The 16,476-nt window shown below is 55.1% G+C and carries 14 protein-coding genes; 9 read left to right on the top strand and 5 right to left on the bottom strand.

Annotated elements, in window-relative coordinates; genetic code table 11:
* Nucleotides 1-25 precede the first annotated feature (25 nt).
* From DES29_RS08825 to DES29_RS08805, 5 genes are all read left to right on the top strand, one after another.
* Nucleotides 26-739, top strand: coding sequence for a hypothetical protein (locus tag DES29_RS08825; RefSeq protein WP_113854771.1), 714 nt, complete (start codon nucleotides 26-28; stop codon nucleotides 737-739).
* Nucleotides 736-1,404, top strand: coding sequence for a nicotinate (nicotinamide) nucleotide adenylyltransferase (gene nadD / locus DES29_RS08820; protein ID WP_113854770.1), 669 nt, complete (start codon nucleotides 736-738; stop codon nucleotides 1,402-1,404). Before DES29_RS08825 ends, nadD begins: the two co-directional genes overlap by 4 nt.
* A 62-nt stretch (nucleotides 1,405-1,466) precedes the next feature.
* Nucleotides 1,467-1,871, top strand: coding sequence for a ribosome silencing factor (gene rsfS, locus DES29_RS08815; RefSeq protein WP_005432089.1), 405 nt, complete (start codon nucleotides 1,467-1,469; stop codon nucleotides 1,869-1,871).
* Nucleotides 1,871-2,338 (top strand): 23S rRNA (pseudouridine(1915)-N(3))-methyltransferase RlmH, encoded by a 468-nt coding sequence (rlmH, locus tag DES29_RS08810; protein ID WP_005432090.1) that lies wholly within the window; start codon nucleotides 1,871-1,873, stop codon nucleotides 2,336-2,338. Before rsfS ends, rlmH begins: the two co-directional genes overlap by 1 nt.
* Nucleotides 2,339-2,347: 9 nt before the next feature.
* Nucleotides 2,348-2,980, top strand: coding sequence for a Maf family protein (locus DES29_RS08805; protein WP_021994686.1), 633 nt, complete (start codon nucleotides 2,348-2,350; stop codon nucleotides 2,978-2,980).
* A gap of 87 nt (nucleotides 2,981-3,067) precedes the next feature.
* Here the strand turns inward: DES29_RS08805 and DES29_RS08800 are convergent, their stop codons facing one another.
* Entirely contained in the window at nucleotides 3,068-3,400 is a 333-nt protein-coding gene (locus tag DES29_RS08800; RefSeq protein ID WP_005432092.1) for an FKBP-type peptidyl-prolyl cis-trans isomerase, read from the bottom strand.
* Between the two features lie 577 nt (nucleotides 3,401-3,977).
* Between DES29_RS08800 and DES29_RS08795 the strand changes: the two genes are divergently transcribed.
* The 3 genes from DES29_RS08795 (at nucleotide 3,978) to DES29_RS08785 (ending at nucleotide 9,475) form a co-directional block, all read left to right on the top strand.
* Entirely contained in the window at nucleotides 3,978-7,208 is a 3,231-nt protein-coding gene (locus DES29_RS08795) for a hypothetical protein (RefSeq protein WP_016475125.1), read from the top strand.
* A gap of 83 nt (nucleotides 7,209-7,291) precedes the next feature.
* Nucleotides 7,292-7,681 carry a hypothetical protein gene (locus tag DES29_RS08790; protein WP_021994685.1) on the top strand — a complete coding sequence of 130 codons (390 nt, stop codon included), beginning with the start codon at nucleotides 7,292-7,294 and terminating at the stop codon, nucleotides 7,679-7,681.
* Nucleotides 7,682-7,693: 12 nt separating this feature from the next.
* On the top strand, nucleotides 7,694-9,475 hold the full coding sequence (locus DES29_RS08785) for a M24B family metallopeptidase (RefSeq protein ID WP_021994684.1): 1,782 nt from the start codon (nucleotides 7,694-7,696) through the stop codon (nucleotides 9,473-9,475).
* Between the two features lie 424 nt (nucleotides 9,476-9,899).
* On the opposite strand, the gene DES29_RS08780 is transcribed toward DES29_RS08785, so the two are convergent.
* A complete protein-coding gene (locus DES29_RS08780; protein ID WP_005432098.1) occupies nucleotides 9,900-10,739 on the bottom strand; it encodes a succinate dehydrogenase/fumarate reductase transmembrane subunit in 840 nt (279 codons plus the stop codon).
* A gap of 451 nt (nucleotides 10,740-11,190) precedes the next feature.
* Entirely contained in the window at nucleotides 11,191-11,838 is a 648-nt protein-coding gene (upp, locus tag DES29_RS08775) for a uracil phosphoribosyltransferase (RefSeq protein ID WP_005432100.1), read from the bottom strand.
* 144 nt (nucleotides 11,839-11,982) lie between these two features.
* On the opposite strand from upp, the gene DES29_RS08770 reads away from it, so the two are divergent.
* Entirely contained in the window at nucleotides 11,983-12,552 is a 570-nt protein-coding gene (locus DES29_RS08770) for a LapA family protein (protein ID WP_021994682.1), read from the top strand.
* Between the two features lie 93 nt (nucleotides 12,553-12,645).
* Here DES29_RS08770 and DES29_RS08765 read toward each other — a convergent pair whose 3' ends face one another.
* Together DES29_RS08765 and pepN are read right to left on the bottom strand one after the other, a co-directional pair.
* The gene (locus DES29_RS08765) at nucleotides 12,646-13,662 is read right to left on the bottom strand and encodes a class 1 fructose-bisphosphatase (RefSeq protein ID WP_016475121.1); all 1,017 of its coding nucleotides are present in this window, start codon (nucleotides 13,660-13,662) and stop codon (nucleotides 12,646-12,648) included.
* A 20-nt stretch (nucleotides 13,663-13,682) separates the two neighbouring features.
* Complete coding sequence (gene pepN / locus DES29_RS08760; RefSeq protein ID WP_021994681.1) at nucleotides 13,683-16,355, bottom strand: aminopeptidase N; 2,673 nt, start codon at nucleotides 16,353-16,355, stop codon at nucleotides 13,683-13,685.
* Nucleotides 16,356-16,476: the final 121 nt, after the last annotated feature.

Below are 16,476 nucleotides of genomic sequence, written 5' to 3'. Positions count from 1 at the left end.
CCGCAGAGAGGGACTGAGAATGCTAATGTCGTTCTCAGTCCCGGTCTTTGCCGGAATGCTATTTCTGGACCTTATGACAAAATCAGGAACGTTCCGCTTCTTTGCGCTTGCTGCGCTCACTTTAGTTCTGCCCGTGTCCGGCGCTTCTGCCGGTTCACTTGGGGATAATGGTGCGCATACTGCTCCTTTTGGTTATCCGTCGACGGCACTGAATGCGCCGGCGACTTTGGCTGAGCCGCCGGCAGCCTATGTGCAGATAGGGCGCGAGCGGCTGCAGCTGGGCGAAGCCGAACTCGAAACGGCTGCGCTTCGTTGGGGTGCAGCCCGTCTGCGGGAAGGAACCGGTCTTTTTGAGCGCGACTATGCGTGCTTTGAGGGAACGGAGAGCGGCAAACCCATATTGCTCTGGCTCATTTCGTCGGATCTGAAAACCGTTACAGAAGCTCAGATTGAACGCGTAACGTCCGAGCGAATTCCAGCTCACTGCGGAAAACTTGTTGGTACTGACCTCCCCGTACGTCTCGGTCGCGTCGGTCTTGACATGACGCCTAAACAATCGGCAGAGGCTGTCGGCATTCCGTCTTATAACGATGGGTTCGGCTGGCAGTTCTGGTTTAGCCAGCGCTTTCTCAAAAATGCCCGCGGACTGCAGGAGCTGGAACTCGATTGGCTTGGTGTGGAATTTCAGAATGGTCGGGCCGTTCGCGGTTTTGCTTCGCTTGTGAAGAATCCATCATGATTCCTCGCGGTATCGGTCTGCTTGGCGGCACATTTGATCCGGTGCACTGCGGTCATCTGGAACTTGCACGCGCAGCGCGCAGGGCACTGGGTCTGGTGCGGGTGGATTTGCTGCCGGCGGGAGCGCCATGGCAGAAGGATTTAGGCACGCCGGCACAGGAGCGCTTGGAAATGCTCCAGCTCGCTGTCGGAACAGACCGAGATGCAGGCATTGGGATTGAGACAATTGAACTCATGAGGCTTGGTCCCACCTATACGATTGATACGCTGATGGCATTGCGTCGACGGTTGGGCTTTGCGATTCCGCTGGTTCTTATTCTGGGGGGTGATCAATGGACAAACCTTCATACCTGGAAACACTGGCGCAATCTTCTTGACTATGCTTCGCTCGGCATTTGCCGGCGCGCCGGCGCACCGCTTTCAGCGTCTGCAGAGGTCGAAGCCTGGAGCGCAGATCGGTGGACGGCGCCTGAATTGCTGACAACCACGACTTTTGGACGCATTGCGCAGTTCGAAATGGCCCCACACGAGGCTAGTGCTACCGAAGTGCGGCGCCTGATACGGAGGTTGCCTTTTGCGGTCGCCATGAAATGCGTGGACGGATGGCTGCCGCTTGAAGTGGCTGCCTATATGCGCGGCCGCGGACTTTACGGTGCGCACGATTAAAAAAAATTTATTTAACCGACTGCCTTTGGAGGCAGAAGGAATTCAGTTTAAAAGAGAAATCAATGGAACTCGAAACGCTTACTCAAACCATCATCAACGCTCTTGAAGACGTCAAAGCGCGCGATATCAAGGTCTTCAATACGGAAGAACTTACAGATCAGTTTGAATGTGTCGTGATCGCCTCGGGCACTTCCGGCCGTCAGACTCGGGCCCTCGCGTATGCAGTTTCGCATGCTGTCAAGGAAGCCGGCGGCAGCGTGATTGGCATGGAGGGTGACGACACGGGCGAATGGGTGCTGGTTGACTGCGGTCAGGTTGTTTGTCACGTGCTGCAGCCCAATGTTCGCGACTATTACAACCTTGAAGAAATCTGGGGCGGCAAGGAGCTTTTCCTCAAGGCTCAGACGGAATGCGCTCCGCATCTGATGCCGCATCGTGCGCATAAGTCCGAGCAGAGCGCCGAATAATGCGAGTGCGCATTCTTGCCGTTGGTCAGCACATTGCCGATTGGGCGCAGGAAGCCGTGCGGGGGTACCTTGCTCGTTTTCCTCGCAGCTGGAGTGTGGATCTGAAGGAAATTCGCACGGAGCATCGCGCCGGACAAACGCCAGCGAAGCTGATGCAGCTTGAGGCTGAGCGCCTTCTTGCTGCGATCGAACCAGGTGATTTTGTAGTGGTGCTCGATGAGCACGGCAAAGATCTGACAACGGTCGATCTTGCTCGGCAAATGCATGCGTGGGGCGGCGAAGGCGATCGTGTGGTTTTCGTCATCGGCGGACCGGATGGCCTTGCACCCGAGGTGAAGGCTGCTGCGCGAGCGACAGTTCGTCTCTCGGCAATGACGCTGCCCCATGCACTAGCACGCGTGCTTCTTGCCGAGCAGCTCTACCGCGTCTGGTCAATTGAAGCCGGGCACCCTTACCACCGCGCCTGAGGAAGAGAGATGGATACGCTTATCTATTTGGCCAGCAAAAGTCCGCGCCGCCGCGAAATTCTCTCCAATCTCGGCTGGGAACCCGTTGTGCTCGCTGACCCAAAGGCGCCTCGTGGTTGGTTTGCCGGCGATGAAGAGGAAAAGCCGGGCGAAACGCCTGAGGACTATGTACTGCGCACTGCCGTTGTGAAGCTTATGGATGGGCTTTGCGCACGCAATGAACTGCCCGATGCCAGAGAGGACCGTCCGGTTTTGGCGGCTGATACAGTAGTGAGCCTTGACGGCCGGGTTCTCGGAAAGCCTCGCGATCGTGCGGAGGCGGAAGCTTTTTTGCGAAGCATGTCGGGACGCACGCACGAAGTGCGTACCGCAGTGGCGGTGGGGGTTAGCCGCGCCGAATGGGATTCGGTGGTGGTGACGTCAACCGTTGAAATGCGTGAGCTTTCTGATGCTGAAATTGCGGCCTATGCGGCTACGGCTGAACCGTATGACAAAGCAGGCGGCTACGGCATTCAAGGCGCAGCAGGACTTTTCATTTGCCGCATTTCAGGCAGTTATTCCGCAATCATGGGTCTGCCCGTGTGCGAATCAGGGGAATTGCTGGCTCGATTCGGGGCCAAGGCGCCGATTCTGGGACTCTGAAAACCGCTTCAGCCTTCAAAGCAATATCCAACCCAAACAAAGGCCGTCGAAGTTTCGGCGGCCTTAGGATCAGCGTGAGCACTCAGATCACTTGATGCCGACAAGCTCCACATCAAAGTAGAGATCAGCCTTGGGCGGAATGGCGCCTGGATAGCCGGCCTCGCCGTAGGCCAGAGCATAGGGGATCGAAAGGCGGCGTTTGCCGCCCTTCTTGAGGCCGATGAGGCCCTGATCCCAGCCCGGGATAACCATGCCGACGCCGCAGGTGAAATCGATGGGTTCACCGCGTTCCACGCTGGAATCGAAAACGGTGCCGTCCTCGAATTTACCCGTATAGTGCACGGAGATGCGGTCACCGGCTGCAACGCCGGGGCCAGTGCCTTCGACAATATCTTCAATAATGAGTTTTTCGAGTGCCATGATGGTATTCCTTGCCAAATTAGGGTTGGAGAGGATTGCCGAACTGTCTTCGAATGGTCTTCAGCTGGCATTTCATACGGATGAAATCATAACGGCTGAAGACGAAGCGCATATAAGCTCTTGCAAGCTCTTGCGCACGCGGCCGCCGCCATTAAAATGAGGAACGCGGTATTGAAGCCGCAAAGAACAGCCGCACTCCATCCGCATCGAGTTCGCTCGGCTGTTGGACATTCCAAATTGAGGCGGGCTTCTGAGTCCGTCAGCCGCGACGATTTCCGAGTCTGCGGTCATCTGTTTAGACATTGAAATCAGGTCGCTCGCTCCTTAAGGCTGCATGTGACGAGAACGGATGATCTGCTCGCGCTCTTGCGCCGCGGCGCCATCAAAAAGACTCAAACACTATATGTGAAGCCGCGAGCGGTCTCCGCCAGCGTTTTTGCAAGCTGCCCGTTCAGAGCACTTCGGAGCCTCCTTTCTGTTCGCAAGAGGTTCAGCGCGTTGAGCCGCGCCTCCTGAAGTCCAGTTGCCAAGAAGGCAACGCTCGGTGTGGACAGTTTCCTATGCTCAAAATACGTCTATGACTTTAGACAATCTCCCCGAACAACTGCAAAAGAATCTTGAGGCCGCCGGCCTTGCTGATCTTACGGTCGATCAATGCGAAATTATTCGGCGCTTCCTTGCCGGTGAGCGAACGCTCGTTTCCGGGCATGACGGTGCGGGCAAACTCACTGCGCTGGTCATTGGTTTTGCTGCGAAAGCGCTTGCTTCTCGTCGTTCGTTGGAGACAGGCCGCTTGCCCGAAGGACTTCTCATAACGAATCATCCGGAAGATGCGATTGTTGCTGCAGCACTTTTTGAGCGGCTCACGCATGGTTCGGGGCTTAAGGCGGCGGGTGTCAGCATTGGGCGAAATGTTCCGCGCATGCGAGAAATTGAAACTGGCATCGATTTTGCAGCCGGCCCGTTGGACTATTTGGAAGCTGAATTCGAACGCAGCGGCCTGAAGCTCTCAGCGCTGAAAACGGCGGCCGTTTATCGGGTGGATGAATTTGCAGCGAAGCCTGCGTTATGGCGCCGGTTGGTAGATGCCGCAACGGAAATGAGCAAGACCGCACGCTGCGGCATCATTTTCACCATGGGAAGCCGCAGCTCGGATACCGAGCGTCTCGTACGTGCGCTCTTCCCATCCACCAATGTTGTGCGGCTTCTCGGACGATGGCGCGAACCGGATATTCTTGAAGCGTTCCGTCTGGTGAAACGACGCGGACGTCTGGCAGAAGTCATGAAGCTGATCAAGGCGGTGCCTGACGGTGAACGCAGTCTCGTCATTGCCGGCCGAAAGCGAGCGGCGGAGTTTGCGGAGGTTTTTCTAGAAGAAAAATGGATGGCGCCCGGCGTTTTTGAAATTTATACGCCCGCGGATGCCGAACAGTATTGGACGAATGGGAACCCTAAAGTCATCGCGGCCACTGAGGTTCTGGCCAAGCTTTTCCCGGACGGTTTTTTTGATCATGTAATCTTCGGTGATCTGCCGACCAGTGCTGCTAGATATGAAGAATGTGCAGCCAAAGCCGCATTTCCACCCTCTCCGGAACGACCGCGTTTTGGTCGCGTGTCGACCATTTTTCTCGCTTCGCAGATTGCAGATTTTGTGCAGCTGCGCAACGACGTAGGCAGCGAAAACTGGGGACTTCTCAATGAAACCGGTGCCAAGCTCGCGGACGAAGATGTGCAGTACCTTGACAACGGTGAAAACCAACAGCTTCGCGAACGCGCCTGCTGGACTGCATTGAGGGATCGACTGCCGACAACGGAGATCCCGGGCTATCCTGAAGCGATTCAATGCGGCACGCCCTCGGCGGCCGTCACTCAGGAGCTGCCGCAAGCAGTGCCGGTTTCTGTATCGGCAGAGTCTAGCCGCGCTGATACGGAAGAACTCATTGAAAAGAAACCTCAAAAGAAGCCAGTCCGCCGGAAAACGAGAAAGTCGACGCCTGTTGAAACACAGACAGAGGCTCAGAAAACGGCAGAGCCGGTCATTGAAGAAACGCCCGTAGAGACGGCTTTGGCGCCTCAAGCGCTGCCAGCATCCTCTATTGTTGTGACGGGAGATCTGCCGGCCGACGTGCCGGAAATGCTTTCTGCAGCCGAGAAAGCGGAAGATGCTTTTGAAAAAGAAACGGCGCAAGAGGTGGGCGAAGAGGATGACCTCTTCGCGCAGGAAGATCATGAAGAAGTCGAGCCTGTTTCGAAGGCTGATAACACAGATGAGGATTTTTCATGGATTGAAGAGGCCTACGGAGCAGAAGACGGTACGGACGAAGCCGAAGATCTCGGCGATGAGACGGATGAGGACGAATCTTTCGATGATGAGGAAGATGACGGCGGCTACGAGGCGCATTTCGATGACGATAGTGAAGCTCCGCATCGCCGTACTCTCACAATCCGTGCGGGTTATGTACCGCATGCTGTTGAAGGCCCGGCAGTAACCATTACTGAGCCGCTTTCCTCCAATACAGTAGAGCTTCGTGCTGCGCAGGCCCGCATGCGGCGTGAAATGAAATCCGGCGGCCGCATGACCCATCAGATGGTCGGCAAGCGCGGCACCATTCGCCGTCAAAAACAACGTGCCGATCAACCCTTGAATGAGATTGAAGGCATTCTCTCCGTCGCTCAGCCAGGGAAGAAAAAGAAGGCGGGTGCTTACTCAAAGAAAAACACGCAAAACGGTCTGGCACGTACTAAAGAAGGCAGCAAATTTAAGAAATCTAAAAAGCAGGGACTGCAAAAAACTTTCAAGAAAAGAAAGCAGATGGGAGGTGAACAACCGCCCGTTTTGCCTGCAGAAGAAAACCGTGATTTGCTGCTGCTCCCAATGACAACGCCTCCGGTTGCCGATGGCATAACGGAGCCTGTAAATCCTGAGGGGATGCCCAAAGAGGAGGTTGCTCTGTCATCAGCCGTTCTGCAGGGTGATGATCGCCCGAATGAACAAAAGCAGCAAAAGCCTCGGAAGGAATTCCGCAAGGGCCGCGGCCTGCGTTCAGCAATGATGAAGCGTCGCGAAGCACGTGAGGCTCGTGAAGCTCGCGAAGCTGAGTCGCGTGAGGGGCAGATTCCGGCAATGGGTGAGCGCAGTGAGAGTGATGCGTCGACCAACATTCCGCCCGAGAAGATCGACGGTGAGGCCGAAGAGTTCTTTACTCAGCGTTCTGGGGATGCTGCAGAAGGGGTCGGCGGCTTTCAAGCTGATGCTCCGCGTCAGGAAAAGCGCAAGAAGTCTTGGCCGAATAAGAAGTTCAAGAAGCCTTTCAAGAAAAAGACGCAGAAATTCCGCGAAGCTGGAGATGCGGGTGCTGGAGAGACGGATCGCTTTAATCGAGCCGATAACGAAGGCCCGCGGATGCCGCGCAAAACTCAAGCGTCTCGTGTGCCGCGTGAGGATATCGATGACGACAACTTCGGCAATTCCATCCACTATCGGATGAAAAGTGAGCGGAAGACGCAGGCCATGCCATGGCAGACGACTTCAACCTACGGCGCAGAAGATCGTCCCACAACGCTTTCATTTGCGCAGATGATGCCTGAATCGGCTGATCGTACGGGGCTGCATACTGTTTTCGGCAGTGAAGACGGCAGTCAGCGAAACCGAAAGGGGAAATTCAATAACCGCAAGGGGGGCTTCGCTGGCGGCCCCAAAAATTACGGTCAGAAGAAATTCGGGAAATATCAAAAATTCCGCAAAAAGAGCGGCGGCCGCAAGCCTGAGGGCAACGATGGCGGTGAATCGCCCGGCTCAGACGAGTAAGCATGTTTAACTAAAGCATGAGCGCAGTCCGCTGCGAAGCTAGAATCGAGAGACCATTTCTATCATCAAGAAGCAGTCTCTCGATGTATTTCACAGTTCCCTCTTGCAAGCGTCGACTGGCGCTTGCCGCGGTTCTTTTGTCCGCACTGGTGCTTGCGGGCTGCGCTGTTGCTCCGAATACGGGCAGCGGCAGCCGCTCCGGCCATTCCGGGTCATCTTCGACACAAACAAGAGACCCGCTGCTTGACGCGCCTCACCATTCCGAAACTACTTGTACAACCGATCGTCCGGTGACAGTGCTCTCACGCATGAGTGAGACGCCCCTCGTCTGCGATGATCTGGGTGTTACAACGACGCTCAGTGAAATGCGTGATGCAGGTTGGCGAGTGGTCACACTCAGCATTGGGGCTGACACTGAGAGCGAAAAGCACGTGGGGTTCCCTGTGACGGTGATCGTTCGAAAGCTCTTTTAAAGGATGCTATTCATGCAGGCACTTGATCGTTTGGCAAAGCTTCGGGCTGCCATGGAAAATCTGGGCATTGACGCAGTGATTATTCCCACTGCTGATCCGCATCTGAGTGAATATGTTCCGGCCCATTGGTCGCTGCGTGCCGCACTCTCTGGCTTCACCGGAAGTGCCGGCATGCTGCTCGTATCGGCCGAGGATGCTGCACTGATTGCTGACAGCCGTTATTGGGAGCAGGCTGAAAAGCAGTTGCCGGCGGAAATTGCCTTGATTCGGCTGACTGGGTCTTTTCTCGATCACGTTACGGCATGGTGCGAAGAAAACCTGCCGCAAGGTTCGATCGTGGGTTATGACCCGGAGCTCGTGAGTTTGAATTTGGCGGAAAAGCTCAGATCGCTTTTGGAGGATTTAGGCTTTGAGGCGGATGCGCTTGCAGGTGAGCGCTCGCTTCCGTTGGCCGATATCTGGCCCGATCGTCCTCCGCTTAGCATGAGTCCCATCCGACTCATGAAGCGTCCCGGCAGAAGTATTGTCGAGAAGCTTGAAGCTGTTCGCAGCATGATGGCGGACAAGGGTGCGCAAAGCGTGTTTTTTTCTGCGCTTGATGATGTTGCCTGGATGACAAATCTGCGCGGCAGTGACGTACCGTGCAATCCGGTGTTTCTGGCTTATTTGCTAGTCGAACGGGACAGCGCAGAGCTCTTCGTTGACGCCGAAAGACTTTCAGCAGAAGCCGCGCGGGCGATCGCCGATGCGGGTATTGCGACCGTATCGCCCTCTACGCTCCACGAAGCGCTGGCGGCGGCTGCGCTCCGTGGGCAGGTGATGCTCGATCCTGACCACACCAACAGTTTGCTTGCAGCGCTTGTGCCGCCCGAGTCGCAGGTGCGCTCCGCGTCGCCCGCCATGATGCTCAAATGCGTGAAGTCGGCCGAAGAGATTCGGGCCATCGAGGAGGCGCATCTCAAGGATGCTGTTGCACTGGCGGAGTTTTATGCCGAACTTGACGAACGTCTCGCGGCAGGCGATGTTTTGACCGAATCTGATGCTGCGCAGATGCTGCATGCTTGGCGCGCGAAAGATCCCGAATTTTTTGAAGAGAGTTTCACAACCATAGCAGCTTATGGCCCCAATGCAGCGTTGCCTCACTACACGCCCCCTATTCACGGAGGTGCGGTGCTCGAGCCCGATGGGCTGCTGCTCATCGATTCCGGCGGACAGTATGAATGCGGCACGACCGACATTACCCGTATGACGCCGATTGGCAATCCGTCGCCTGCGATGCGCCGCGATGCGGCAATTGTTACGCGCGCGATGCTGCGCCTGCTCCATTTAAAGTTCCCTGCTGGGGCTACTGGGGCGCAAATCGATGCTGCTGCACGCATTGATCTTTGGGCGCACGGTCTGGACTTCGGGCATGGAACTGGCCACGGTGTCGGTTACGTTCTCAATGTTCATGAAGGGCCGGTGGCAATTTCGCCGCGCGCTCAGCCTGTAGCCATCCAACCAGGGAATGTCCTCTCGGATGAACCTGGCGTGTATCGACCGGGGCGATGGGGCATCCGTGTTGAAAACCTGATGGTTTGCGAACAGGAACAGACCACGGAATTTGGAGAATTTCTTAAGTTCCGTGCGCTGACGATGCTGCCTATTGATGTGCGAATGTTCAAAGAGCCTTTTGGCGAAGGCGTAGAGCTGCTCAATGCATTTAATGCAGAGCGGCGGAATAAGCTGATGCCGCTTGTGTCTCCCCGTGCTCAAAAGTGGCTCTCTGCAGCGGCAGCTGAACTTCCGGGTTAAGGCATTTCCGGCTGCTGGCTTTGACGGGCTCAGTCACCTTGCCGACGGCTAAATAAGATCCATGCCGCAAGGCCGCATTCTTTTTCTGGAATGCGGCCTTGCTTAATCTCGAAATCTGCTGTCGGAAGTTGTTTTCAGCAGGCGCAGCGCATATCGGCCGAATGCTTATCGTTTTGCTTGAGTTTCGTGCCGCTCGAGCGTGCCAAGATGCCGCAGTAGTTGAAGTGCTCAGTTGTATGGAACTTATGCGCCGGAACTATTCGTCATCCATGGGTTTTCAAAGACTGCGCTCGCTTGAAGAACGTTGACTTCGACGCTGCCGGAAGCACAAAAGGAAAGCTCCCGCAGTTCATGAACTGCAGGAGCTTTTTACATCGCCGCCACCCGAAGCAGAACTTCGGGGGAAGGAGAACGACGTTAGGTGTTACTTCGCGGGAGCGTACCAGTTGGCTTCAGCAGGAACGACATAACGTTCTGCTTCGGCGTTCTTGGCAACTTGGTCTGCGCCGATGGAGTAGTTCGTCCACATCGTGATGGAACCGCCGACGATCATCAGCAGGGCAACGACGAGCATGCCCTTGCGAAGACCCGTGCGGTCCGTGGCGGCGCGCTGGTCCATGATCTTGCTGTCGGGGTTCTTTGCGAAGATGTCCCACTTAACGGCAAGGCGATAGAGGCCAATCATGCCGTGGAGTTCCGTGCACACGAGGAAGATGAACGTGTAGAGGAGGCCGTTGTGGTAGGTATGGACACCGATGAGGTTCGGGTCAAAGCCATGCGGGTTCGTGAGCATCGTCATCAGATGCGGGAACACGAGGAAGAAGAGTGCGAAGGCCGTGATCAGCTGAACGTACCAGAGGGTCGTGTCTTCATGGTGGACAAGCTTGACGTGCGAGTGCAGATCGTGGAGCTTCTTGTAGGAAGTCGGGAAGCGGCGAAGTGCGCAGAACATATGAATGATTACGCACAAGAAGATGAAGCCCACAAAGAGGACGTGCATCCAGGCGTGGTCTGCACCGTCAAGCCAGACGCCGCCGGAGGTGGCGATCAGGTTGGCGAAGAGGTCCTTGCCGAAATTCACGGAGCCAGTAAAGCCCATGTGGCAGAAAAGGAAGATGCCGAGGATCAGACCGGTGACGGACTGTGCCACGTCGAGACGGGCGGTGCACTTGCTCTGACGCTTGGCGTCTTTGAGGCCGACACCCCAGACATTGTCTGTGGCCGAAGGCGTATGCGCATACTTGATGGAATCAGGGGTCGTCATGATTGACTGTCCTAAGATCGAGAAATGGAGGCGGCGAAGCTGACGCTTCGGAAACACCTGATAAATATTTTTTGCTTCGTGCGAATGATGAATCCATTGTGACGATCATTACTTGACTTATATCAATATAAAAAATCGAGTAAATCGGCTACAACCCCTTTGTACCATCATTATTACGCATATATACCTATATTAATCTTGCTGTTAGACATGAATATTTCTCGATTAAAGGGATTACACCTATTTTTCATGTTCAAAAAATGCTGTTTTCATATTGCAATACTCAGTCCCCTTTCGAGACGCATTGAAGATACTTTAATGACAAACAGTTTTATGTAAACAGAAGAAAGATAAAGCAGTAAGTGCTTCGTCTTCGGATATAAAAAGAGCCCTCGAACATTGTCGGAGGGCTCTTTGCTGAGTAACGGCGCTGCGAGAGTTTGCTGCCGAATTACTTCGTGCCGAAAATGCGGTCGCCGGCGTCACCAAGTCCTGGAACGATATAAGCATTTTCGTTCAGGTGGTCGTCAAGAGAGGCTACGTAGAGATCAACATCGGGATGAAGTTTCGAGAAAACTTCAACGCCTTCGGGGGCAGCTACGAGTGCCATGAAGCGAATAGAGTCACCGGGGACACCGCGTTTCTTAAGTACATCAACGGCGTGCGCGCCCGAATAGCCCGTGGCTACCATCGGATCGACGACGATGAAGGTGCGGCCGTCAAGATCCGGAAGCTTCACCATGTACTCGACCGGACGGTGATTCTCATCACGATAAAGACCGATGTGACCGACACGGGCCGAAGGCATCAGTGTGAGAAGACCGTCAGACATGCCTAAACCCGCGCGAAGTACCGGAACAATCACGCACTTTTTGCCTGAAAGCATGGGCGACTTGCATTTGGCTACCGGCGTTTCAATGTCTTCAAGGGCAACCGGGAAATCGCGAGTGAGCTCATAACCCATCAAAATAGCCAGTTCAGTAAGAAGTTCGCGGAAGTCGCGAGTGCTCGTGCGCTTGTCACGCATCAGGGAGAGTTTGTGCTGGACCAAGGGGTGGTCGACGATGTGCAGACGCGGGAAGCGAGGATCGAACTTCATGACTACTAACTCAAAGAATGAAAGCTTTTTGGGGAGTCTTCGGCGGCATCTTCTTAAAGGATGACACGTTGCTCCAAAGCGGCCGTCGGCGGCCACGCGGTATTATAAGAAGGTTGATTTCCTTCCCCATAGTGGAGAAATAAAGTGAAGCTCCGCACGCTCTGCATGCTCCTTGTCCTCGTTTTGCTGGCCGTGTTCCTCGTGATCAATTGGTCTGCACTCTCGCAAGACATGACGGTCAATCTGGTCTACCAAGAAATTCAAGCGCCTCTGGGTGTGATTGTTGCGGCAGCATTCGGAATCGTTGTCGTGCTTCAGGCTTTCTACAATCTTTGGCAGCAGGCAAGCGTCGTGGTTGAACTTCGACAGGCTCACAAAGAAGCCCGCAATGCACGAGCTGAAGCGGCAGAAGCCGATAAAAACCGTGTCAATGAGCTTGCTCGAGAAGTCCGTGAAGGTTTTGCCCGCATGGAGGCACTCGTCACGCAGCAGCAAGAAGCAACGGCAAAGCTGATTCGAGAAAAAAGCGATCAGCATGATCGTGCTGCAGCAGTGCTGCGCGATCAAATCAAGGCCGAGCAGGATGCCGCTCAGTCCGCCGTGAGTAAGCGCCTTTTGGAAATCGAAAAAAAGGTCTCAAACGTACTTCCTGCCGCGCCTGGCGAAGTGAAGGATGAAAAAAAGACAAAGGAGCTTTTTGGGCAGCTCTTCTAAGCGCTGGAAACGCTTTCAAAACAAAAAAGCTCCGAACGGTGTAGACCTTCGGAGCTTTTTTGATAATGCCTGCGCTCAGAAAAAAACTGCAGATCAATCCTCGTGGTATGCGGTAGCGCGTTCAACTTCCTCAGCGGCGCCGAGGAAAACCGCAACACGTTCATGGATAGAGGTCGGCTTAATTGTACGGATGGCCACATGCCCATTCGTAGCGGCGGCTCCGGCTTGCTCCATGATCATCGACATGGGGTTGGCTTCATAAAGCAGGCGAAGTTTGCCCGCGCGTTCGGGATTGCGGGAATCTCGCGGGTACATGAAGATGCCGCCGCGCATCAGAATGCGGTGCACTTCAGCCACCATCGCGGCAATCCAACGCATGTTGAAGTTCTTGCCGCGGGGGCCGTCCTTGCCGGCCAGAAGTTCGCTGATGTAGCGCTGTACGGGCTTCTCCCAGAAGCGCTGATTTGACATGTTGATGGCAAATTCGGCAGCTTCGCGAGGGACTGTTACATCGGCTGCAGTCTGACGGAATATACCCGTCTCATCGTCAAGGGTAAACATCACGACGCCGCGTCCGATGGTGAGGACGAGGATCGTCTGCGGACCGTACATGCAGTAGCCGGCAGCAACAAGCGCTGTGCCCGGCTGCAGAAAATCAGCCGTTTCAGGCGTACGCTTGATTTCACGTGCCGGAAGAATTGCGAAAATCGAGCCAATGGAGACGTTGATGTCGATATTGCTTGAACCGTCAAGCGGGTCAAAGCAGGCAAGATAAGGACCGAGCGGAAGATCATCACGAACAGCGATGGGTTCTGGTACTTCCTCGCTTACCATGCCGCAGACGCTTCCGGTACGGGAGACAGCCTCCACAAAAATGTCGTTGGAGATGATGTCGAGTTTCTTTTGGTCTTCGCCCTGAACATTTTCACTGCCGGCAAGACCCAGTACGCCGGCGAGAGCACCTTCGCGAACTTTGGCGCTGATTTCCTTGCAGGCCTCGGAGATGCCGGTGATCAGACGAGCGAGTGCCGGATCGGGCGTACCGTCCATGCGTTCGGCGTCATAACCGATTTCACGGGAGAGATATTCTTGAAGAGAAAGCGGAGTCACTTTGGGGGGATCCTTTTATATCAGAGGGGATTCTTCAGCGCCTTTTCGATAATCTCGGCCACATTAGGCGAGAGCTCAGACTTCTTGGCGTAGACGGCTTCAAGAGCATCGTGCATCTTCTCGGCAAGGGCCGGCGTATAGCGCCGCCAGTTGTCGAGCGAGCGGGCGACGCGGGCAGCGACCTGAGCGTTGATCGGATCGAGCTTGAGAACCATGTCTTTCCAAAATTCATAACCCGAGCCGTCAGCCAGATGGAATTCAGCCGGATTCTGTTGGAAAAAGGCGCACAGGAGTGCATAGACGTTATTGGGATTCTTGATCGAGAAGAACTCGCAGTTCGTCAGCTCCTTCACGCGCTCCAGAACGAGCGGCTCGCCCGGGAACGAGGTAGCGGTGGCCTGAATGGTGAGCCACTTGTTGATGAGCAGCGGCTCGTTATACCAGCGCTTGAGCGCATCAACCTCCATGTCGGACTTGGCCGGCGTCTGGGAATTCACCATAGTTTGGAGAGCAGCCAGCTTATCGGTCAGGTTGTTGGCGGTTTGGTACTGGTCCTTGAGCATGATCGCGGCCCGCGGATTCCCGGCGGCATGGGCGTAGGCGAGACAGAGATTCCTCAGTGAGCGCATGCCGGCCTTCTCAGGCGTAGGTTCATAGGGGCCGGTTACTTCATTGTCGTGAGCGGCCTCAAGAAATGCGGAAACGTTCTTTTCGCCGATGGCTTGCTGGACGGCAACCCAGCCGGCATGAATGGCTTGCGGATCAATGAGCGGATCCTCTTCGGCGACAAGCTTTTCCGAAGGCAGTGAGAGCGCAGCGGCTTTAAAGGCGGGCGAAAGGTCCGGATTCTTCAAAACCTCAAGGGCGGCCGTAATAACGAGCGGCGACACTTCTTCGGGTGTGCGCAGTAGTTTGGCGCGGGTTTGGGTGTGCACGGCGTTGATGAGCAGCCGATTCATCGCATCCCAGCGATTAAAGGGATCCGTTTCATGACGCGCAAGGAAAGCAAGCTCTTCGTCAGAAAGTCCCTGATCAAGGATTACCGGCGCCGCGAAGCCTCGGTTGAGGGATACGGCCGGTTTGACCGCAAGGCCGCCGAATACGAGCTCGGTATGTTCCTGCGTCAGTTCAAACATGCGAGTGCCGGGGAGCGGCGCTTCATCCTCGGAAGCAAGCTGCACAGGCATCTCTTCGCCAGAGGGCGACAAGAAGGCTACAGGGAACGGAATTAAGAGCGGGAGCTTGGTCGGCTGACCGGGTGTGGCCGGCGTGGATTGATCCACGAGGAGCGTGAGGCGATGATTTTCTTCATCCCAGCGGCTGCGCACAACGACGCGGGGCGTACCGGCCTGTGAATACCAACGGCGGAACTGTGACAGATCACGGCCCGAGGCTTTGCTCATGGCTTCCAAAAAGGCTTCGCAGGTGACGGCATGACCGTCGTTCGTGCGAATGTACTCGTCAAAGCCCTGACGGAATACCTCACGGCCGAGGAGTGTTTGAAGCATGCGGATAACTTCTGCACCCTTTTCGTAAACGGTCGTGGTGTAAAAGTTATTGATGCTTTGGTAGCTTTCCGGACGAATTGGATGCGCCATCGGACCGGCATCTTCCTGGAACTGCGCTGCACGCAGGAAGGCTACGTCATGGATGCGCTGTACGGCACGCGCAGACGGCGAGCCGAGCATATCGGCGGAAAACTCCTGATCACGAAATACCGTCAGCCCTTCTTTCAAAGTGAGCTGGAACCAATCGCGCAGAGTTACACGGTCGCCCGTCCAGTTGTGGAAGTATTCGTGACCGACGACACCTTCAATGCGCAGATAATCCGCATCGGTTGCCACGGTTGGGTTGGCAAGCGCGCAGCGAGAGTTGAAGATGTTCAGGCCCTTATTTTCCATGGCCCCGAAATTGAAATCGTTGGTAGCAACGATCTTGAAGTCGTTCAGGTCGAGCTCCAGCCCCCAGCGCTCTTCATCCCAGCGGATGGCGCGTTTCAGGCTTTCGAGCGTGTGCTCAGTCTTGTCAAGATCCTGCGACTCAACCCAAACAGAGAGGTCAACGACTCGGCCGTCCTTCAATTGGAATTTGTCGGCACGGGAGACGAGATGGCCCGCTACCAATGCGAAAAGATAGGAGGGCTTGAGAAATGGATCAACATAGACCACTTCGCGGCGGCCGTCTTCGAGTATGCGGTCTTCGGTCAGATTGCCGTTTGACAGCATAACGGGGAAATCTTCCGTCGAACCGCGGATGATTGTCGTGTAGCGGGCAAGCACATCCGGTCGATCGAGGAAATAGGTGATGCGGCGAAAGCCCTGAGATTCGCACTGGCTCATCAGGCAGCGGCCGGAAGCATAGATGCCGGAAAGTTCGGTATTCGCTTTCGGGCTCATCGTGTTGATGATTTTCACGGTTTTCTTGCCGTTGATGCCCGGAATGATGAGACCGTGGGCGTCCACTTTGAACTGTTCGTCACCAAGAAGCTGACCGTCGACTTCAACGGATTTGAGCGTCAAGGATTCGCCGTTCAAATGCAGTTCGCCAGAAGAGTCTTTGCTTTCAGGGTTAGGACGAGCGGTAAAGGTGCTCGTAACGAGTGTTTCTTCAGCATTAAGATCAAATTCAAGCTGAATGTCTTCGAGCAAATGTGTAGGAGCGCGGTAGTCGCTGCGATGAATGGTCTGAGACATGAAGTTCCTTCAAGTCAAAGCGCCGGCCGGTCAAACTGCCCGGCGGGCTGCAGTGGATTCAAACATTTCGAAGAATTCTAAAGAAACCGCAGGCGCTCGGACGGTTAGGCATGCAACGAGA

Origin of the sequence: Sutterella wadsworthensis (assembly GCF_003315195.1) — a bacterium.
GTDB lineage: Bacteria > Pseudomonadota > Gammaproteobacteria > Burkholderiales > Burkholderiaceae_F > Sutterella > Sutterella wadsworthensis.
This window is presented reverse-complemented; position numbering and strand designations above follow the sequence as displayed.